The organism is Sphingomonas cynarae, from assembly GCF_039537815.1.
GTDB classification, from domain to species: Bacteria; Pseudomonadota; Alphaproteobacteria; order Sphingomonadales; family Sphingomonadaceae; genus Sphingomonas; species Sphingomonas cynarae.
This window is the reverse complement of record NZ_BAABBF010000006.1, coordinates 233,048-253,918: the sequence shown is the minus strand read 5'-3', so window position 1 is coordinate 253,918 and position 20,871 is coordinate 233,048. Positions and strand designations below refer to the sequence as shown.

General features: G+C 63.3%; 12 protein-coding genes. 9 read left to right on the top strand and 3 right to left on the bottom strand.

Translation table 11 applies throughout. The features are described from left to right. Window positions 1-515 precede the first annotated feature (515 nt). Complete coding sequence (locus tag ABD719_RS14160) at window positions 516-3,647, top strand: TonB-dependent receptor (protein ID WP_344694021.1); 3,132 nt, start codon at window positions 516-518, stop codon at window positions 3,645-3,647. A 460-nt stretch (window positions 3,648-4,107) separates the two neighbouring features. Here the strand turns inward: ABD719_RS14160 and ABD719_RS18715 are convergent, their stop codons facing one another. From ABD719_RS18715 to ABD719_RS14145, 3 genes are all read right to left on the bottom strand, one after another. Beyond that, window positions 4,108-4,239, bottom strand: coding sequence for a hypothetical protein (locus ABD719_RS18715; RefSeq protein ID WP_425567176.1), 132 nt, complete (start codon window positions 4,237-4,239; stop codon window positions 4,108-4,110). A 381-nt stretch (window positions 4,240-4,620) separates the two neighbouring features. After that, on the bottom strand, window positions 4,621-5,919 hold the full coding sequence (locus ABD719_RS14150) for an HlyD family type I secretion periplasmic adaptor subunit (protein WP_344694020.1): 1,299 nt from the start codon (window positions 5,917-5,919) through the stop codon (window positions 4,621-4,623). Between the two features lie 41 nt (window positions 5,920-5,960). After that, on the bottom strand, window positions 5,961-7,694 hold the full coding sequence (locus ABD719_RS14145; protein WP_344694019.1) for a type I secretion system permease/ATPase: 1,734 nt from the start codon (window positions 7,692-7,694) through the stop codon (window positions 5,961-5,963). A 301-nt stretch (window positions 7,695-7,995) separates the two neighbouring features. Here ABD719_RS14145 and ABD719_RS14140 point away from each other — a divergent pair, with 301 nt between their 5' ends. The 8 genes from ABD719_RS14140 to pelF are packed head-to-tail and all read left to right on the top strand — an operon-like array spanning window position 7,996 to window position 20,868. After that, entirely contained in the window at window positions 7,996-11,562 is a 3,567-nt protein-coding gene (locus ABD719_RS14140) for a M10 family metallopeptidase C-terminal domain-containing protein (RefSeq protein WP_344694018.1), read from the top strand. Window positions 11,563-11,586: 24 nt separating this feature from the next. Continuing rightward, window positions 11,587-12,984 carry an exopolysaccharide Pel transporter PelG gene (gene pelG, locus ABD719_RS14135; protein WP_344694017.1) on the top strand — a complete coding sequence of 466 codons (1,398 nt, stop codon included), beginning with the start codon at window positions 11,587-11,589 and terminating at the stop codon, window positions 12,982-12,984. Beyond that, window positions 12,975-13,880 (top strand): glycoside hydrolase family 191 protein, encoded by a 906-nt coding sequence (locus ABD719_RS14130; protein WP_344694016.1) that lies wholly within the window; start codon window positions 12,975-12,977, stop codon window positions 13,878-13,880. Before pelG ends, ABD719_RS14130 begins: the two co-directional genes overlap by 10 nt. Next, the gene (locus tag ABD719_RS14125) at window positions 13,877-15,997 is read left to right on the top strand and encodes a hypothetical protein (protein ID WP_344694015.1); all 2,121 of its coding nucleotides are present in this window, start codon (window positions 13,877-13,879) and stop codon (window positions 15,995-15,997) included. Before ABD719_RS14130 ends, ABD719_RS14125 begins: the two co-directional genes overlap by 4 nt. Continuing rightward, window positions 15,994-17,493, top strand: coding sequence for a hypothetical protein (locus ABD719_RS14120; RefSeq protein ID WP_344694014.1), 1,500 nt, complete (start codon window positions 15,994-15,996; stop codon window positions 17,491-17,493). Before ABD719_RS14125 ends, ABD719_RS14120 begins: the two co-directional genes overlap by 4 nt. After that, window positions 17,493-18,437 carry a hypothetical protein gene (locus ABD719_RS14115; RefSeq protein ID WP_344694013.1) on the top strand — a complete coding sequence of 315 codons (945 nt, stop codon included), beginning with the start codon at window positions 17,493-17,495 and terminating at the stop codon, window positions 18,435-18,437. The genes ABD719_RS14120 and ABD719_RS14115 overlap by 1 nt, the downstream gene beginning before the upstream one ends. Continuing rightward, window positions 18,434-19,399: a hypothetical protein gene (locus ABD719_RS14110; protein WP_344694012.1), complete on the top strand. Its 966-nt coding sequence runs from the start codon at window positions 18,434-18,436 to the stop codon at window positions 19,397-19,399. Before ABD719_RS14115 ends, ABD719_RS14110 begins: the two co-directional genes overlap by 4 nt. Continuing rightward, window positions 19,396-20,868: a GT4 family glycosyltransferase PelF gene (gene pelF / locus ABD719_RS14105; RefSeq protein ID WP_344694011.1), complete on the top strand. Its 1,473-nt coding sequence runs from the start codon at window positions 19,396-19,398 to the stop codon at window positions 20,866-20,868. Before ABD719_RS14110 ends, pelF begins: the two co-directional genes overlap by 4 nt. Window positions 20,869-20,871 lie beyond the last annotated feature (3 nt).

Genomic DNA, 20,871 nt, shown 5'->3' with positions numbered 1-20,871 from the left:
CGAGTGGACCGAATGCCGCCGCGAGGTCCGCCTGATGCTCACCTGCTGGCCCGGCGGCACCACCCACCACCTCGCCACCTGCCACCCCTATGGTGAGTGGATCAAATGGCTTCAGTCATGACGGGAGATTTTTGCTTCTGTTGATACCGCTCTTGATAACGCGCTTTCCACCGCGACGTGCTTCTGGTCAGACCAATCAAAGGGGACCTTGCCGGAGTAATGGATGTAATGAATATGCGTGCCCGCGCTGAAGCGTTTGAAGAACAAGCCACGATGCGGTCGGTCGACGGCGCTCCCTGTGGGATTGCACGTTAATAAGCATCTTCGCGATCATTGCCTACCCAGCGAAGGTAATTTGCCTTTATCTGTTTTTAATCAGATGCTTGTCAAAGGTCAGCAACGCAGTCATTTTGTAATAAATCTGCAACACCTACCCAAAAACCAAAACGCCTATTGCCTGAAATAAACGTATACGTTCTACTATCTCGGTGTTCGGGTGACACAGGGGGAATTTCATGGCATTTAAATCGGGAAAGACGCGCTTCAGATTCTTGGGTAGTGCGATCGGAGCTCTTATCAGCGTAAGTGGCCAGGTTGCGCTGATGCCAGCTGCGTCCGCGCAGGGTTTCTCAGGCTTTTCCGCAACCGGCGTTGTTGTCGATGCAGGTGGAAAGCCTGTCGAGGGCGCCTTGGTCACGGTATTGTCAGCCGATCAGGGGTTCAGGCGCACCGCGCGCACGAACGGAAATGGCAGCTACTCTATTTCGGAACTGCGCAACGGCAGCTATACCTTTACTGTAGAGGCGGAAGGATACGAAGCCTATACGGAAGCGGGCGTCCGCCTTGTCCAAGGTGCGGCAGCAAACAGGTTCCGCCTTGCGCCGATCGGGACGCCTGAAGTTGCCGGAGCATCCGGCGACATCATCGTGACGGGAAGTCGCGCTGCCACGTCGGAATTTGACCTTACCACTACAGGACAGGTGATCAACGTTGCCGATTTGGCGACGAGGGTGCCGGTCGCACGCAGTTTGGCTGCCTTGATCCAGCTGGTGCCGGGTACTGCCGCAGGATCGGGTGCGTTCGGCAATCTGCCGTCAATCAATGGCGGCGCGGTGTCGGAAAATGCTTATTTCATCAATGGCCTGAACATCACCGATTTTCGCAAGGGGCTTAGTCCGGTTGAGGTGCCGTTCGAATTTTACCAGACAATAGATGTGAAGACTGGTGGCTATGCTGCTGAATTCGGGCGTTCGACCGGCGGCTTTACGAGTGCTACAACGAAATCGGGATCGAACGAATTTCATGGCGGCCTCCTGTTTACATGGAATCCGGACGGTCTACGGTCCTATACCCGCGACACGTTCAGCTCGGATAATGATGGAGGGACCAGCGAAGCCAAGTCGGTAATTGCTCAGTTGTCCGGACCGATTATCAAAGATCATTTGTTCTTCTATGGTCTTTATCAAGCACGTAACGTTAACTCGAGTGGCGGTGGTCGGGCATTTCTAGGTGATCCGCGCAATCAGTCTCAGGTTGATGATCCGGCCCAGTATCTGGGTACGTCACGGTCATACACCCGTTCCGATTCGCCCTTCTACGCGGCCAAGATCGATGCAGTCATCATGGATGGCCAGCGACTGGAATTCACCTATTTCAACACGACAAACGAAAGCGAAACCAACAGGTACGGTACAGATGCGGGGGTGCGAGCCGATCGCTATAACTATATCACCAATACCGATGGTCCGTACACCGGCCGGTTTTTGCAACGCGGAGGCGGTGAGAATTATGTTGGTCGTTATACAGGCGTCTTCACCAACTGGCTGACATTATCGGCGGCTTATGGCCGCAACGAGAATATCGGCTTCTCGCAAAGCTTCAATGCCAGCAATGCCAGCATTCCCGCCGTCACGGATGCGCGCGATCCGCGCAATATCCGTCCGCTGACGGTCGCCGGTGGCGGTATCGACAGCAATGAGGACATCCGCAAATTCTATCGCGCCGATGCGGACGTGCGATTCAGCGCGTTGGGTTCGCATCATATTCGTTTTGGTTATGATCGTGAAGAACTTTCATCCACGTCGATTAGTCAAGGTGGCGGGGACGGCCTTGGCTACGAGATTTTCAAGGCACAGACTGGAAACATCTACGGCATCCCTGTCGGTACCGACTACGTCCGTCAAACGCGTTATGTTCAGTCGGGACAGTTTTCGTCCCTGAATGAAGCTTATTATTTACAGGATAGCTGGTTGCTGCTGGGCGATCGTCTCAACCTTAATATTGGTATTCGCAACGATCGTTTCAGCAACGACAATTCCTTGGGTGAAACCTTCTACAAGAGCGGCAACCAATGGGGGCCGCGTCTAGGGTTTACTTTCGATCCAATCGGGCAGCGCAGTGACAAGGTGTATGGCAGCTTCAGCCGTATGTATCTTCCGGTAGCATCCAACACGAACATTCGCCTTACCGGTGGCGAGATTTACTATACGCGGACAAATATATTTGCCGGGCTTGGAGCCGGCAACATACCGATCTTGGGTTCTGCCGTTCTTTATCCGTCTGCGACCACCTGCCCGGATGATAATGTCCGAAATTGCAACGTTACAGGTGATGGGCAGCCAAAATCTGCGGAGGCAACTGTTGCTCAAGGCCTGAAGCCACAATCTGCGGATGAGTATATTCTTGGCTACGAGAAGAGGTTTGGTGACAAGTGGCGTATTGGTGCTTTCTTCAATTATTCAAAATTAAACGAGGTGCTTGAGGATTCTTCGATTGATGCCGCGATCAACAATTACTGCGTTGCACAGCGCATCTCCGGATGCGGTGCGATTTGGGGCGGTTTTCATCAATATGTTCTAATTAATCCAGGCCGCGGTGCAACAGTCACGCTGTTGGATCCGGTCAATCGCGAGACGACGCCGCGCACGGTCGAGTTCACGGCGGAGCAGCTCGGCTATCCGAAGGCCAAGCGGACCTACAAGGCGATGACGTTCGAGGCACATCGTGAATTTGACGGCGTCTGGAGTCTTGATGCATCGTACACCTACTCCAAGACGGTCGGTAATTACGAGGGTGGCGTGAAGACCGACAATGGTCAGAGCGACACGGGCTTGACGACCGATTTCGATCAGCCAGGCTTGACGCTCGGTACCTATGGCTATTCGCCAAACGACAAGCGGCACGCGATCAAAGTGGCCGGTAGCTATCAGCTTGGGCCAGTGGTCTTGGGCGCCAACCTTCAGGCCTACGCACCCCGTCGCTATGGCTGTATCGGTCAGGTGCCTTTGACTGTCGATCCATATGCTGCTGCCTATGGGGCGTCGGGCCTCTACTGTCAGGTCAACTCAGACGGCAGCATCAATGCCGATCCCGCCGTAACGTCACCCATTCGGCAGGTTCGGCGTGGATCTGTGTTCAAGAGTGACTGGTTGTTCGTGAATGATTTGGACATCGCATACAAATTTGACGTCGGTAGCGCGTCAATGACGTTACGTGCATCCGTCTTCAACGTGCTAAATCTCAAGTCAAAGTTGAACTTTAACGAGAATGGAACCAACGGGGAGGGCGTAGCTTCTCCTTATTATCGTACCGTTACCCAATATCAGGGCGGTAGAAACGCACGATTGCAACTTTCGTTTGACTTCTGAATCATAAAGGACGACGGCGTTATATTCATAACGCCGTCGTTCAAGTTTGCATAAAGGGCTGCGAAATGTTATAAGCACATTGTAGTATATCGATATTGTGCGTATTTTGAATATAAAAGTACGATGCCAAAACATATCTACACGAGTATTACCGAATTTGGTCCTGCTACACAATTTACTGCATTGACCAAAAATGAGGTGGTGTCATCCTGCTGCTAATAATAATGACGAAATCAGGTATCTCGCGCCTGCGTTTGGTACGGAATTTGTGGAACATAATCCGAGATGTGATGGCAATGGAATTACTATTCCGCGCAACCATTCCGATGTTTTACACCTCTCCCACGGTGCGGCATCATTCATGATTAGCGGCCTGCCGGATGCGATCAATGCGGTGCGATTAGCCAAGGTGAGAGCCGTTGAAGGTGCGAGGCCAATCTAACTGGGGCATTACCGACAGTCAGTCATAAAGCTCGCCGGAGCCAGCAGTCCATGCGGCTACGATGCCGCCAAGAAGATCAAGGGCCGCGAGCGCCACATCGCAATCGACATGGCTGGCAACCTGCTCAACGGGCTGGTCAATCGTCGACATCCAAAAGCATGAGGGTGGGCTCGGTACCGGGGGCGCAGTTCACTCGCTCATCCGCTTCCTCGCCAGTGGCGGCTACCTTCGACAAAAGCTGCCAATAGTCATCGTGCAGCATCTCGATCGAGTCGCTCTCGGAAATGTCAGGCGTTCCGATGCTTGGCATTTAGTCGTCCCGTCCCGTGGCCGAATTGTGGACCGGTCATTCGCATGTGCGACTCGCTGTCGGTGCCTTATCAAATATTAGGAATGTTACGCCAAAACGCTGGCAAAATTTCACGTCGTCGCTTTTGTCGCCCTCATGATGAAATGCGCCATCGCCACTGCATGAAGTTCTTATCGTTTCCCAGTAGACGAATCTGCCTTCTGCTGGGACTAATTATGACCCTAATGTTCGCGGAATGACGCCCAGAACCCGTTGGTCAATGGCTCCAGTAAATAGTCTAGTGCCGTTCTGGCTCGCAGGGGAACGAGAATTTCTGCCGGTAGCCCCGCTCGTAAGGTTGTTTTGCCGCCGTGTCGTTGAATATGGGCCAGCTCTTTTGGCGTTACGGCGATTTCACCAAGGTAATAGCCTTGACCGGAATGTTCATCGACAAAGGCGTCGGCAGACAATCTGGTCAGTTGGCCGGTGAGATCGGTCTGGGCGCGGTCGTGCAACGACGGGAAACGGACCATCGCCTTTTGGCCGATCCGCAAATCGTCGGCATCGTCCGGCGAAAAGCGTGCTTGTACGATTAGCCTTGCCCGATCGGGAACGATATCCATCAGCTTTTGTCCACCCGCGACGACACCGCCAGGGGTGAAGGCCGTCAGCCCGACGATCGCACCGGTTGCAGGTGCCCGTATCATGGTGCGGCGCAACTGATCGCGGGCGGCGGCCAGTTTGGGCAGTGCGTCGCCCAGAGCGGTGTCGACTTCCCGAAGCTCGGCGGCGACCCGCTCGCGATAGGTGCGCTGTGCCTCCAGACTTTGCAGCGTGCTCTCCTGCGCGGACTCGCGGCTGCCGCCGATACTGGCGTCGTATTGCCCTTCCTGACCCTGTAACTGCGCCCGCAGCCGTTCCAGTTCGCGCAGTCTGGTCTGCGCCACGAAGCCACGCTCGGCCAGCGGTGCGAGCGCGGCGAGTTGCGCGTCGACGATCCGCAGCTGTTCGGCGGTCGCCTTAACTTGGCGCGTGTAGCCGCGCCCCTGCGTCCGGGCCTGTGCGGCGCGCTGACCCAATGCGCCGCGTTGGGCAGAGACGGTGGCCCGCCGCGCCGATAATTCGATCTGTTGCGCGTGCAGGGCGCGGGCCGCGGCCGGACGATCCTCGTCGGGCAGATCGGCGAATTCCACAGGGGTGGCCAGCCGGGGCAGGCCGGACTGTTCCGCCTCCAGCCGCGCGCGCTGGGCGAGCAGGCGGATCACGCTGGAAGCCAGCGCGCGTTCCTGGGCCCGTACCTCCGGCGCTGCCAGTGCGATCAGCAATTGCCCGCGACTGACATGCTGTCCTTCATGCACCATGATACGGTCGACGACCCCGCCCTCGCGGTGTTGCACCGCCTGACGCTGACCCGAGACGACCAGTTGGCCGCCGGCATGGGCCGCCGCATCCAGCCGGACGAAGCCTGCCCAGCCGAGGAATCCGACGAAGAAGACGATCGCGACAATCGTGCCGGTGCGGATGTCGGACGCAGGGTTCATCCAGCGCGCCGTGCTGGCGCGTGACATCGATGGTGCGTGCATCACAGCGCCACCGGCCGGCGCGGTTGCAGCGGCGTCACGGCGGCGGCGGGTTGCAACTTGGCCATCACTTCGTCCCGCGGACCGAACAGCGCGGTGCGACCGTCACGCATGACCATGATCTTGTCGACGACCGGCAGCACGGACAGCTTATGCGATACGATCACGATCGTCTTCCCCTGCGCCTTCAACCGGGTGAGTGCGGCGACCAGCAAGGCGTCGCCCTCGACATCGAGATGCGCATTCGGTTCGTCGAGCAGCAGGATCGCCGGGTCGCCGAACACCGCGCGGGCCAGCGCGATCCGTTGCGCCTGCCCCGCCGACAGGCCGACACCACCCGCACCCAATTCATAATCGTAACCGCCCGGCAGACGGACGATCAGATCATGGGCGCCGATCACCTGCGCTGCGGCGATCACCGCCCGGTCGATCCTTTCCCGATCATCATCCAGTTCACCCGAGAACCGGGCGATGTTGTCGCGTATGCGCCCGGCAAGCAACGCGGTATTCTGCGGCAGGAATCCCAGTGACCGGGTGAGACGCTCCTGATCCCAGTTCTCGCTCGCCGCCCCGTCGAATCGGATGGCTCCACGATCGGCGGGCAAGGCGGTGGCCAGCAAGCGGAGCAGGGTGGATTTACCGGCCCCGCTCGGCCCCATGATCGCCAGCACATCGCCCGGCGCCAGTGCGAAGCTGACATGGTCGACGAGCGGCTGTTCGCGGCCCTGCAACACCGACGTCAGCCCTTCCGCCGCGATCGCACCGCGTGGTGCGGGCAGGGCGGTGGGCACGATGGGGGCGGCGTCGCCGACCAGAGCGGACAGTGTCGTATAGCTGTTGCGCGCCTGCACCAGCCCCTTCCAGGCGGCGACGAGTTGTTCGATGGGGGCCAGCGCCCGTGCGATCAGGAAGGATGCGGCAAAGATCGAACCGGGCGAAATCTGTCCGTCGATCGCCAGCAGCGCGCCCAGTCCGAGCGCCAGTGATTGTAACGCCAGCCGCACGAATTTGGTGGTGGCCAAATAGAAGCCGCTGGTGAATCCCGCCTCGGTCGACAGGTCGAGTGCCACTTCACGCTGGCGCACCTGTCGGGCAACGGTCGTGCGGCGCATGCCGAGCGCCCGCACCGCCTCCGCCGACGCCAGCAGCGCATCCTGTGCGGCATAGGTCGCGACGGCAGCATATTGCGCGCGCTTCATTTTCGCCCCGGTCGCCACCTCGTTGCGCCACGCGATACAGGGCAGCAACAAACCGCCCAGCAGCGCGACCGCGCCGATCGCGGGGTGCACGATGAAACAGACCAGAATGTACACGGGGGTCCATGGCGCGTCGAACAACGCCAGCACGCCGGGGCCGGTCAGCGTCTGGCGCATCGCGTCGAAATCACGCAACGCCTGCCGGCTGGCGGGTGGATCGGGACGACGGATCGCCGCATCAAGGATCGCGGGCGCCAGCATGACGTCCAGCACCACGCTGGCCCGGACCAGCAGGCGCATCCGCACCCGGTCGAACACCGCGATCACTAGGAGTGCGGCGATCAGTACGATCGTCAGGAACAACAGGGTCAGGTGACCATGCGTCGGCACCACCCGATCATATACTTGCAGCATGTAAAGCGTGGGGGCGATGTACAGCATATTCAGGAGGGCACTGAACACGCCGCCCGCGATCAGATGCCGTCGGCACGCCGCCAATGCGCCCTGCATCGCGCCGACCGGCCGTTCCGCCCCTGCCATGCAATCCGTTCCTTAACCATCTATCCCCTTGTCGGGGCGCTTGAGTTTTCGCAACGATCGTTCCCAGGGGGCATTGCGTGCGCTCTAGTAAAAGGAAAATATTGTTAAATCCTAATGAAGAGGGGTCATGTTCCATATTGGAACAGCAGCCGTAACCCTCCCGTCAGCCGGTTTACCGCGCGATTTCTTCCGTGATAGGCGGCCGCCAAGCAGAGCGAAAAACAGTAAAGATACAAGCGACTTGGTGGTGGCCAATAGGTCAGCATTAGAGAGGTTGTTTGCAACATTCCGGGGCAATTCAATGATCGGCAAACATGTTCCAATCCGCGTCGACGGCGTTCTCGACGACTGGAATGAAGCCGATCGCATCGATGGCTTGGGTCCGGTCAGCGGATACCGCGTGTACGGCACGTCGGATACCAGCAGCTACTCGATCGCGCTGACCGCGCCCACCGCGATCGGTCTCAATACGACGATCTGGCTCAACACCGATCGTAATGCCTCGACGGGGTATCAGGTGTTCGGCTTTGCCGGCGGCGCCGAGTACAACATCAATATCGCTGCCGACGGCACCGCGTCGTTGTACACCGGGGGCGCCGGGCAAACGCTCGTCGCCGCCAATCTGGTGATGGCGCGATCCGTAGACGGCAAGACGATGGAGGTGCAGATCCCGAAGTCGTTGATCGGCAACCCGCCCGCCATCAGCATCCTGACCGACGTCAACGACGCCGCCTTTGTTCCCGGCAGCTATTCGGGGCCGCAATACACGATCTTCGGTGACACGGGCATCGTACCCAATGCCGGCAAGCGCGTCGCGATCGTCTATTCCGAAACGACCGCGAAGAATTATTTCAGCGAAACCGCCTATGCGCAGCTGTTCATGGCGGCGCAGTCGCAGGTGATGCAGGCAGGGGTGCCATTCGACATCCTGACGGAAAAGGACCTCACCAGCCTCCAGACCCTGTCGAAGTACGATACCATCGTTTTTCCCTCGTTCCGCAACGTACAGGCAGCATCGGTCGATGCGATCACCGCGACGCTGGAACAGGCGACGCGCCAGTTCGGGATCGGACTGGTCGCAGCAGGCGAATTCATGACCAACGGCGCCGACAACGCCGCGCTGGCCGGCGATTCGTACAGCCGGATGAAACTGTTGTTCGATGCGACGCGCATCACTGGCGGCTTTCCTGCAGACGTTACGCTGAAGTCGGCGGATACCAACCATCTCGTCCTAGGCAATTATGCCGCCGGGGAAACGATCCGCCAGTATAGCGGCGTCGGCTGGACCGCGATCGACAGTGTCAGCGGCAGCGGCACCGCGATCGTCACCGAAACGGTGAACGGACAGAATTATACCGCGGCACTGGCGACGCAGACCGCCGGCGGCGGTCGCAACGTCATCTTCTCGTCCGAAGCGGTGATGGCCGACAGCAACCTGCTGTGGCAGGCGGTCGATCATTCGATCAACGGGGGCGGTGTATCGGTCGGGTTGCAGATGACGCGGAACACGTCGATCGTCGCATCGCGCACCGACATGGACCAGAGCCAGTATCTCGACGAGGTAAATCCGGCGAACAATGCGGCCGGCATCTACGACAAATTGCTGCCGATCCTGGAAAGCTGGAAGAAGGATTTCAATTTCGTCGGCAGCTATTACGTCAATGTCGGCAACAATGCGGCAGCGCAGGAGCAGACCGACTGGACGGTGTCTGGTGCCTATTACAAGAAGCTGCTGGAGATGGGCAACGAACTCGGTTCGCACAGCTATACCCATCCCGAGAACACCAATACCCTGACGTCCGAACAGGTGGTGTTCGAGTTCGGTGAAGCCCGCAAGGTGCTGGAACGGGAAATGTCGAAGGTGCTGGGTTACGCCTTCACCGTCGGCGGCGCGGCGGTGCCCGGCGCGCCGGAGGGGCTGGCGACCTCGCAAGAGATCATGAAGTACGTCGATTACCTGTCGGGCGGCTACAGCGGCGTCGGGGCCGGTTACCCCAACGCATTCGGCTATATCCAGCCCGGCACGGACAAGGTGTATCTGGCACCGAACACCAGCTTCGATTTCTCGCTGGTCGAGTTTCAGGGCAAGACGCCGGCCCAGGCCGAAGCCGCATGGGCGGCGGAATGGGCGGCACTGACCGCCAAGGCGGAAGTACCCGTCGTGGTCTGGCCGTGGCATGACTATGGTCCCACCGCATGGTCCGCTGACCCGGCGGCGGCACCGAGCAAGTACACCCAGTCGATGTTCACCAACTGGATTCAGCGCGCTTATAACAGCGGTGCGGAGTTCGTGACGCTGCTGGACCTGTCGCAACGCGTCAGTGCGCTGTCGCATGCCACGCTGACGACCAATGTGGTCGGCGACGTCATCACCGCGACGGTCGGGGCGAGCAACGTCGGCACCTTCGCACTGGATGTCGATGGACAGGGCAGCAAAATCATCAAGAGCGTCGCGGGCTGGTACGCCTATGACAACGACAGCGTCTTCATGCCGGCCAATGGCGGCACGTTCACGATCACACTCGGTGCCGTGGCGGACGATGTGACGCATATCACCGCCTTGCCAATGCGCGTGTCGCTGATCTCGGTGAAGGGCGACGGCCGCAATCTCGCATTCACGGCAATGGGCGAGGGGAACGTGACGATCGATCTCGCCGCGGCCGGCAATGACTGGATCACGACCCAGGGGGCCACGGTGGTTTCGCGGGTCGGCGACATCATGACCCTCGCCCTCGGTGCGATCGCCAGCCATGACGTGGCGGTGAACTACATCGCCAACGTCGCCCCTGTGCTGACATCAGGATCGGGCAAGGCGAGCGTAGCGCTGGCCATCACGGAGAACACCACTGCCGTCGCCACGATCGCCGCAACCGACGCCAATGTGCCACTTGGCGACGCGGTGAAGTACACGCTGGCAACCGGTGGCGATGCCGCCCTGTTCGCGGTCGATGAAAAGACGGGTGTCCTGAAGTTCATCGCTGCGCCCGATTTCGAGACGCCGCTCGATGCCGGCAAGGACAACGTCTACAACGTGACGGTATTGGCAAGTGATCTGCGCGGCGCCAGCGTCGCCCAGGCCTATGCGGTCACTATCCGCGATGTCGCCGGCATCTCGCTCAAGGGCGGTCTGTTCGCCGACAAACTGACCGGTACCGGCGAAAATGATACGATCGACGGTAGTTGGGGCAATGATTTCCTGTATGGCGGCGGCGGTAACGACGTGTTGCTCGGGGGGCTTGGCGACGACAATCTCTTCGGTGAGGATGGCCATGACACGCTGACCGGCGATCTGGGTCGGGACATGCTGGACGGCGGTGCGGGCAACGATACGCTGAACGGCGGATCGGGTGAGGACATCCTGTATGGCCGCGCCGGTAACGATACGTTGATCGGCGACACCTATGACGATTATCTGGACGGTGGCGACGGCGACGATTTCCTCGATGGCGGCAACAACGAGGACACGCTGATCGGTGGCGCCGGCAACGACATCCTCGACGGCGGTGGCAATGAGGACATACTGACCGGTGGCAGCGGCCGTGACATCTTCCGGTTCAGCAAGGCCGGCGACACGGGCGTATCCCGGTTGACGCGCGACGTGATCACCGACTTCGTGCGCGGCGAGGATCGGATCGACCTGTCGCTGATCGACGCCAACACCCGCGTCAACGGCGATCAGGCGTTCACCCTGCTGACGGGGGCAAACGCCAAGTTCACCGCGCCGGGCCAGCTGCGTGTCGTTTATCAGGTGATCGACGGTGTCACGCACACGATCCTCGAAGGCAGCACCGACACCGGATCGCTCGCCGAATTCACGATCGATCTGGTGGGTCATTTCACGCTGACGCCTTCTGACTTCATGCTGTGAGGACAGGGCGGAGGGCCTGATATCATGGCAGGTATCGGCTTCAGGCTGGCTCGCATCGCGCAGGTCGGCGGCATCGGTGGCGTCGTGTCTGCGGCGTCGCATGGTGCCGTCATCAGTTCCGGCCCGTGGCTGATGGCGGCGGGCGCGGTGATGGCGCTGGAGTCATGGGGACAGCGTCATGCCGGCGTGGCGGTGACGGGGGCGTTGCAGACGATACTGGTCTATGCGTTCAGCCTGTCGGCGCTGGCGGCGGCGCCGACGATCGCGGTCACCACGCGGGTGATGTCCGATATGCTGTATGCACGGCGACCATCGCAGGTCCCCGGCATCCTGATCGCGGCACTGGTCGGCGCCGCCATGACCGCCGTGCCGACGGGGGCGCTGGTCTATGGCCTGTCGGGGCTGGCACCGCTCGATCAACTGGCGGCCACCGCCATCCTGACGCTGCTTGCCGAAATCTGGGTCGCGAACCTGTTCCTGACGGCGACGCGCCGGCACCGGGCGGTGCTGACGGGCTATGCCGGCGGGATCGGCGTGGTCGCCCTTGCCGGTGCGTTCGCGACCGATGTCGGACTGCGAGGGTTGTTGTGGCTGACGCTGGCCGGGGTCGGGGTGACGGCGATCATGCTGGTGCGCGCCGTGCGCTACAGCTTCGTCGCCCCGCCGGTGTGGCCGGCGGACTGGGGCAAGGCGTATCGTCGCCACGCCCTGCTCGGCATCGGTGGCACGTTCGCCACCCTTGCGATCTGGATGGACAAATGGATCACGTGGTACGCCGCCGCCGACAGCGCGGCCGGGCTGTCGATGCTGCGGTTCAATCCGATCTACGATCCAGCCAGCTTCCTGGGCCTGTTGTCGCTGGTGCCGGGGTTGACGTTGTTGCTGATCGCAACCGAAACCCGTTTCGACCGTCGCTTTACGGTATTGATGACCGCCTGCACCGGTACCGCGCCGATCGCCGGCATTCAGGATGCGCGCCGTTCCGTGATCCGGACCGTGCTACACGATGCCCGCCTGCTGGTGGTGGTGCAGGCGACCATCGCCGCTGCCCTGTGGGTGCTGGCACCGGAACTGTTCAAGGCGATCGGGGCCGATCCGCGCGGCATCTTTGCCTTTCGCTTTACGGTGGTGGGGGCGGTGTTTCATCTTGCGGCGTTGTTCTTCACGATCATCCTGTCCTATCTCGACCTTGCAGGACGGGTATTGATCGTCTGGGCGATGTTCTTCGTCGTCAGCACGGCGGCGACGCTGATGACGGTTCAGGCCGGGTTCGCCTGGTACGGCTGGGGCTATCTGGCGGGCGCGGTGATGGCGACGACGACGGGGGCGGTGCTGGTCGCGCACGCGCTGTGGAACCTGATCTACCTGCTTTTCGTGGGCAACAATCCTGCCATCATGGGGGACCGTCGGCGATGGGCCTGAACGCCGACATGCCGCTATTCCGTCGTCTGCTGCGGCTGCTGACCCGCGCCGGTCTGGCATTGCTGATCGGGCAGGCGGGCGCCTTTGCCAAGCAGCCGCGCGAGATACGCCTGCCCGCCGGAAACGACTGGCGATGGGCGGTCGATTATGGTGCGCGGACCGATCCGGCCCATGCCCGGCAATATGACCTGCTGGTACTGGAACCGGATCACGCCCGGCTGCTTGCGCCGTTGCGGCGGCCGGGTGCGCTGGCCATCGGTTATATCAGTCTGGGGGAAGTCGAAAAACGGCGGCCTTTCGCGGCCTCGCTGGCGACGGCCGGGGCATTGCTGGCTGCCAATCCGCATTGGCCCGACGCCCGCTATGCCGATCTGCGTCATCCCCGCTGGCGCGCCGAAATACTCGACCGGCTGGTGCCGGCGATTATGGCGCGGGGCTACAACGGAATTTTCATCGATACCCTCGATAACGCGGAGGCGATGGAACGAGCGGATCCGATAGGCCGGGCAGGCATGATCGATGCGGCCGCATCGCTGGTGCGGGCGATCCATGACCGTTTCCCTGCGGCGATCATTGTTATCAATCGCGGCTACGCCCTGTTGCCCAAGGTTGCCGATGCCATCGACGGCGTGCTGGGCGAGGCGATGGCGACGCGCTGGAACTTCGCGACGCGCAGCTATGATCGATTGAGCGACGACGACTGGCAGTGGCAGGCGGAGCGGCTGCGCGCGGCCAAGGCGATCAATCCGGCGCTTGCCCTGCTGACGCTGGATTACTGGGATCCCGCCGATGCGGCAGGCGCCCGTGCGCTGTATAAGCGTGAACGGGCAGCCGGCTTCGTGCCCTATGTCTCGGTACTTGCACTCGATCGCATCCTGCCGGAGCCGCCTCGGTGATCGCAGCCCGACAGGCGCCCATCGTCGCGGCGCTGGGTGTGGCGGCGGTGGGAACAGGATTGATCCTGTTGGCCGGTGGCTGGCTGCTCGCGCCCAGCACGGGCGAGAAGCTGAGCGCGGCGATGGGCACGGCAGACCGATCCACGCTGGCGCAACTGGCGCAGGAAACGGCGGGGGGCGATGCCGGCACGCAGGCGCTGATCGCCCGCTCCCTGCTGGCGGCCGGCAAGCCGGATCAGGCGCTGGCGCGACTGGCGCCGGTAGCGGCCGGACATGCCGACGATCCGGTGTTGATCGCGTTGATGAGCCAGGCGCTCGCTGCGGCGGGCCGTCAGAATGAACGGCTTGCCTTGCTGCACGAGGCGGCTGCCCGAACCGATGGGGAGGCAGATCTTCGTCGCCTGCGGGTAGTCGCGCTCGCCGCGAAGGACGCCCGCGAGGAACGGTTCGCGCTGACCGGGCTGGCACGGATGGCCCGCCTTGAAGGTGCTGGTATCGAGCGGCTGGCCTATCTCGAGGAACGGAACGGGGCAGGGCGCGCCGCGCGGATGCGGCTGGCTGCGTATCGGGATACTGCCGGTCGGACCATGTCGGTGGATGCGATGCAGCGGCTGTTGCGGCTGTCGCTGGACAGTGCCGATGCCAGGACGCTGGAAGGCATGTTCGCGGCACTGGCCGCCCACGATGCGTCGCCGGACCGGACAGGCATCATCGACGAACTGATCGCGCGGGGCCGTCCGCGGGTCGCACTGGCGCTTGCCGGCGAACCTGCGGGCACGATACCGTCGTTGTGGCGCAGACGGGCCGAACTGCTGACGGGACTTGGTGACGAGCCCGGTGCGCGCCGATTGCTGGCTGCTGCCGCCTCACACCCCGGTATCGCGCCGCCGGTCGACATCATCGCCGTCGCCTACCGTCTGGGCGCGCCGGACATGATCCTGCTGGCGGCGGAGCATGGCGCGATCCCTCGCCCGGATGTCACTCTCGCACTCGATCTCGCCCGGCGGCTGGCCGACCGGCGCGCGATGATCGCCCGGCTGGACCGTGTCGCCGGGGGCGATTGGCGACAACGGGATCCATGGCTGGCGATGCGGCTGGCGGTGGCGACGAACGATCGCGCCACCGCGCTCCGCTATGCGAACATGGTCGCACCCGACCAGCGCGATGCGGCGCGCGAGAACCTGTTGACCCGGTTCGGGGATATGGCGGGTCTGCGGACGTATCTGGTCGAGCGGGCGCATCGCGATCCGGTCGCACGTCCCGTTCTGGTGGAACGACTGCTGGCCATGGGCGCCCGCAGTGACGCGACCGAATTGCTGCAGACACTGGCGGTGCATCCGGATGACATGGCGACCCGCCGCCTGCTCTACCTGTGGGGGCCTCGCCCTGGTCCTGCCGCGCTGGCGTGGCTTCGTCGACGGGCGGGTGAAGCCGATACGGCTGGCGACAGATTACGCTGGCTGACGCTCTACGCGATGCGGGACACCCCAAAGCGGGCGCTTCGTGTTCTGGAGGACAACGCACTTGGCGGAGACACGTCCGCGTTGATCGCGTGGCTGGACCTGTCGGCGGAGGTGGGCGACTCCGGTGCCAACCAACGCGCGGTCCGACGCCTGCTGGACGGCCGCGCACTTTCGACGATGCAACTGCAACGGGTGACGGCATCTGTTCTTCCTGCCACCGATCCGGTGCTCCGACTGGCGCTGGTCAGACGGCGGGTAGCGGGCGGCGCGGCATTGCCATCGGACCGGATGGATATCGCCTGGGCCGCATGGAACGCGGGTGATTTGCCGGCCGCGCGCCGCGCCGTTGGCGATCAACTGGCCGTCCGGTCCGACGATGCCACCGCCCTGATGCTGATGGCCGACATCGAGGTCCGCCAGCGTGGTGATCGCGGCGGCAGACCCTGGCTACAACGCGCGCTGGCGGTCGGCGATGGTGACAGCCGCACCCGATCGACGTTGCTGGCGCGTCTGGGCCGCACGGACGATGCGCTGGCGATGACGCGCCGGTTGCGCGCCGTGGCGACATCAGATCGGTCGCTGATCACGGACGAAGCGCGGCTGCTGATTGCCGCCGGTCGTCCGGCGGCAGCGCGGGCGCTGTTCCTGCCATGACGGCGGCGTCGATCACCTTGTCGTTCGCCTCGGTTGCGCTGTTCGCCGGGCAGGTGTCGCCGGTCACCCCGGTGGCTGCGACCGCCGACGAACTGACGCTGGACTGGCCGGCCCGGACGATCCTGTCGATGGAGACCGATGGCGTCGAAACCGTCATGCGGTTCGACCGTGCGCCGGATGCCGTGTCGCTGGAGGCGTTCCGGCGCGACGCCGGCACCGATCTGATCCGGATGGACTGGAACGATACCAGCATGGTCATCCGGCCCGCCCCCGGACGGACCTTCGTGCCGAACCTGAAGGGAACCCGGCTGTCGATCCGGATCGTGCGTGATGCACCGCCCGGCGCCGATATGGCGACGGAGCCGGTGGACTATTCACTGGCCAGGGCGGCGGCGGAATCCGCATCGGGCTATCCCGGCCGGGCGAGGCAAATGCTGCTGACGCTTGCGCGGTCGCTGCCGGACGACCCACAGTTGACCCGGACGATGGCGGATATGGATGCCTCCCGCGGTGCCACCTTGCGCGCGGCGCGACGCTATCGTTCACTGGATGCGACCGATGCCTATGCTCGTCGGACGATCCGTGCGGCAGGCGGCGAAGTCTCTGCGATCGTGGCGGCGCGCGATGGCGGCGGGTTCGGCCAGGTCGAGGCAAGCGCGCGGGCCACCGTCCCGGTCACTGCCGCCCCCAACGGTCTGGACACCGTCGTCGGTGGTGCGATCCGACAGGTCCGTACCCGTGCCGATGCCGTCGTCGCACGTGACGGCAATATCCGGACGTTGCGTCGGCATATCGCGCTGGCGGACGTGACGGGCAGCATCGGTGATGCGACCACCCGGCTGGAACTGCTGGGCGCGGGAAATCTGTCGCAGACGCGGGTCGGGCTGGCGGCGCGGTTGCTCCGGGGGGCGGTGGAACGCGAATGGCGGCTGACCGCGGCCTATCATCTACCCGACGTGCTGACGGCCGAGCAGGTGTTGCTCGGCGGCTATGTCGATCGCTGGGGCGGGGGTGTGACGTGGCGGTCGTCACCGGCGATGCAGGTACAGGGCGATATCGTCCGCACGTTCTATGGACTGACGCGCGAGGGCATCCTGGCCACCAGCACGGTCGTGACGGGCGGGGTAGATGCGACGGTGCGCCGCCTGAATCCGGCCCTGACCCTGTTGTACCGGCTGGAGGCGGAATATGTCGATCGGCTGGACCGGCGAGCGAATGGCCTGGCGGCGCTGCCCCTGGCCGATCGGGAAAATCATACGGTGCAGGCGTTGGTGGCGGAACAGCTTGGTCCCTGGCGGCTCGTGGCGGCGGCGGGCTGGACGTTCGACCGCTTTAGCGGCAACGGTCCCACCGCGGCCCTGACCGCGGCTGGCTTCATCGGCGATGCATGGCAGGCGGAGGCGACCGGCGGGGTCAGTTCGATCCGTCGTCCCAATCTCGCCGGTACCCAGTTATTTGCACGGGTGGGGCTGCGCCGCAGCATGGGGCGGCTGTGATGAACGTACGAAAATGGCTCCGCATCAGCGTCGAACTGGCGATCATGATCGGGGCGATCGTGGCGATCGATGTGAAATGGGCCGGCGGTACGGCCTTCGCGGCGGTCAATCCGAACCCGCTCTGGTTACCGGTGCTGGTGATGGCGCTTGCCTATGGCAGCGGTGTCGGCCTGATCGCCGCAGGGGTTGCGACCTGTTACTGGATTGCCATGCCCCATGCGGGGATGGCACTCGACGACAATCCATTCCATTATCTGCTGTCACGATCGCTGCCGCCGTTGATGTGGGTGGCCGCCAGCGTCGCGATCGGGGAATTGACCTATGTACGCCTGCGTCGCATCGCGTCGTTGGAGCGCCTTCATGCCCGCGCGATGGACGATCTGACGGCGGCCACCGGCGCTTTCCGCCTGGCGAGCGAGAACGCGCATGCGCTCAACATTCGCATCGCGATGGACGAGGTGGGTGTCGGCCGGGCGATAGAGGCGGCGGCGGGCCTGTTCGATACCGACCGGACACGGGTGCCAGCCGTGCTGGCACGGCTGATCGCCATGGATGCGCAGGCAGAGGATTTCACCGTCTACACGCCCGTCGGCGGCCGGTGGCGCGCCTTCGTACAGGGGCCGGCCGCAGCAGACCGCCCCGATCAGCTGCCCCAGCCGCTGGCCGACGCCGTCCTGGCCGTGGCGCAGGCGTTGATCATCAACGATCCCGCGCACGGGGCATTGCTCGCCGAAACCGGGGTGTTCGCGCTGCCTGTGCGGGATGCACGGGGAGGGGGCTGCGGTATCCTGATGTTCCATCACCTTCCTCCGGAACGGTTTTCACGTCGTGGGATCATCGATCTGGATGCGGTGGCCGGTCGGCTGGGGATGTTGATGACGGCCATCGGTGTAGCGGAACACCATCCCCGATTGCAGATCGCCATCACCAGCAATGCGGCGTGATCCGGCCACTCGTCCTGTGGTCGCTGCTGGAGGCGGGGGTTATGGCGGTGCTGACGCAGCGCCCGGCTTTGTCGCCCCTGTTCGGCCCTGCGCATCTGGTGGTGACGCTGGCGGCGGTGACGACCGCACGCCGGTCGACGGACTGGCGGGCCACGGGCGGCTGGATGATATGGCTGGGTGCCGCGTTCGGGCCGTCGGGGATGCTGGCCATGCGTCTCGCCATGCCGATACTCTCGCTGCGTATCCTTCGGCTGGATTCGCCCCGACTGGCCTTGCCTGAGCCGGAGGACGAACATCAGGGGCAGGAAGACCGATCGATCCATGTCGCGCCGCTGAGCGGAGAGCCGGTCAACCTTCCCGATCCGGCGCTGATCGGGTCACTGGTGTCGGTATTCCGCCACGGCACGGTCGCCGACCGGCAGGCGGCGATCGAAACCGTGGTCGCTTCCTACGAACCGCGGCTGTCGGGCATCGTCGCACGCGGGCTGATCGACGACGACCAGACGATCCGGGCGCTGGCGGCTTCCGCCTCGACGCGGGCCGGCCAGTTGCTCCTGCAGCGGCGACGGCGGCTGGAACGCGCGGTGGAGCGGGTGGGGCGGGCCGATGAACGGCTCGCCCTGGCCCGCCTGCTGGCGGATCATGGCGAGCATGACGTGCTGATCTCCGATACCGCGAGGGGGCGTCTGCGCGCCGACGCGGTGGAGGAACTGGAGGGAGCCATCGCGGTGTTGCCGCGCGTCGATCCTCGATATCCCGCTGCCGAGGCGCTGCTCCATCGACTGCGTCCCCGTCGCAAGGACCCGACGAGGCTGCCGCTGGCGACCGCCCTCGATCTTCTGATCCGGTCCCGCGATGTCGCAGGACTGGCACGCCGGTGCGCGATGGACGACGCGGCCGCCCTGCCGCTCGCTGATCCCCTGTACGATGTCGTCCGGTTCTGGCGGGGGCGGGCGGCGTGACCGATCGACCCGATGCCGATGTGTGCCTGATCGTCGAGGGGGCCTATCCCTATGTCGTCGGGGGGGTCGCCAACTGGTTGCAGGATCTGATCGGTGGTCTGCCCGACGTGCGGTTCGCGATCGTTGCGATCAAGCCCGATGTCACGCCGATGCCGTGGCGGCTCCAGCCGCCGGCCAATGTCGTGTCCGTTACCGAGGTGTCGCTGGCGCCCGGACTGGAGGTGGTGCCCCGCCGCCGCCGGTCTGCCGACGTCGCCGCGATCGCGGCTATGTTGCTCGCCTTCCTTGAGGAGGACGGCGAACTGCCCCTCGCGGCCCTGTTCAAGGCGCTGACCGCGAGCCGGCAGCCATGGACGCCCGCCGAGTTGCTGAGCCATCCCGTGCTGTTCGAGGCGATCGTCGCCTATACCGAGCGGACCATGCCGTCGGCGTCGTTCCATCATGTCTTCTGGGCGACGCGAACGTTGCTCGGCGGGCTGCTGGCGGCGTTGCTGACGCCGCTGCCGGTGGCGGCGCGGTACCACACCATTTCGACCGGCTTCGCTGGCCTGATCGCGGCCCGCGCCGTGATCCAGTACCGCGCGCCGGCGATGATAACCGAACACGGCATCTATCTGCTCGAACGGCAGATTGAGATCATGATGGCGGACTGGATCGGTTCACCGGCGGGGCAGGGGCTGACGCTGGATGCCGATGTGCCGGGCCTGCGCGAACTGTGGCGTCGCGCGTTCCGAAGCTATGCGCGGCTGTGCTACGATCATTGCGATCCGATCATTGCGCTCTACGCCGCCAACAACGCCGTTCAGGCGCGGCTGGGGGCCGCGCCCGACCGGTTGCGTGTCATCCCCAACGGTATCTATCTCGACCGGTTTGCCGATATTCCGGTTGCGAACGATCCGGTGAAGCCGCTCGTCGCCCTGATCGGGCGTGTGGTGCCGATCAAGGATATCAAGACCTTCATCCGCGCCGCCGCGATCGCGCATCGCGCCGTGCCCGCCGCCCAGTTTGCCGTCATGGGGCCGCTCGACGAGGATGCCGATTATTACGAAGAATGCCGCGCCCTGGTGACTGCGATGGGCATGGACGATGCAATCCGCTTCACCGGCCGCGTTCGGGTCGACGAGTGGCTGCCACGGATTGACATCGTCGTTCTGACCAGCCTCTCCGAAGCGCAGCCGCTAGTGATTCTGGAAGCCGGCGCATTCGGCATCCCCGTCGTCGCACCGGACGTCGGCAGCTGCCGCGAGATGCTGGAGGGGGCGCAGGCAGGGGATGGGCATGGCGGCATCATCACGCCACTGGTCGATCCGGAGGCGACGGGAAATGCCATTGCCGGCCTGCTGGTCGACCCCGATCGCCGCGCGGCCATGGGCCGGGTGCTGCGCGAGCGCGTGAAGCGCCATTACGACCAGACGACTGTGATCGACCGTTACCGTCAGCTCTATCTCCCCGCCTCCGCAACCGGATGACGG

Coding starts and splice junctions, on each gene's coding strand:
- ABD719_RS14160 (WP_344694021.1), top strand. CDS start 516: ATGGCATTTAAATCGGGAAAGACGCGCTTCAGATTCTTGGGTAGTGCG.
- ABD719_RS18715 (WP_425567176.1), bottom strand. CDS start 4,239: ATGTCGACGATTGACCAGCCCGTTGAGCAGGTTGCCAGCCATGTCGAT.
- ABD719_RS14150 (WP_344694020.1), bottom strand. CDS start 5,919: ATGAACCCTGCGTCCGACATCCGCACCGGCACGATTGTCGCGATCGTC.
- ABD719_RS14145 (WP_344694019.1), bottom strand. CDS start 7,694: ATGGCAGGGGCGGAACGGCCGGTCGGCGCGATGCAGGGCGCATTGGCG.
- ABD719_RS14140 (WP_344694018.1), top strand. CDS start 7,996: ATGATCGGCAAACATGTTCCAATCCGCGTCGACGGCGTTCTCGACGAC.
- pelG (WP_344694017.1), top strand. CDS start 11,587: ATGGCAGGTATCGGCTTCAGGCTGGCTCGCATCGCGCAGGTCGGCGGC.
- ABD719_RS14130 (WP_344694016.1), top strand. CDS start 12,975: ATGGGCCTGAACGCCGACATGCCGCTATTCCGTCGTCTGCTGCGGCTG.
- ABD719_RS14120 (WP_344694014.1), top strand. CDS start 15,994: ATGACGGCGGCGTCGATCACCTTGTCGTTCGCCTCGGTTGCGCTGTTC.
- ABD719_RS14115 (WP_344694013.1), top strand. CDS start 17,493: ATGAACGTACGAAAATGGCTCCGCATCAGCGTCGAACTGGCGATCATG.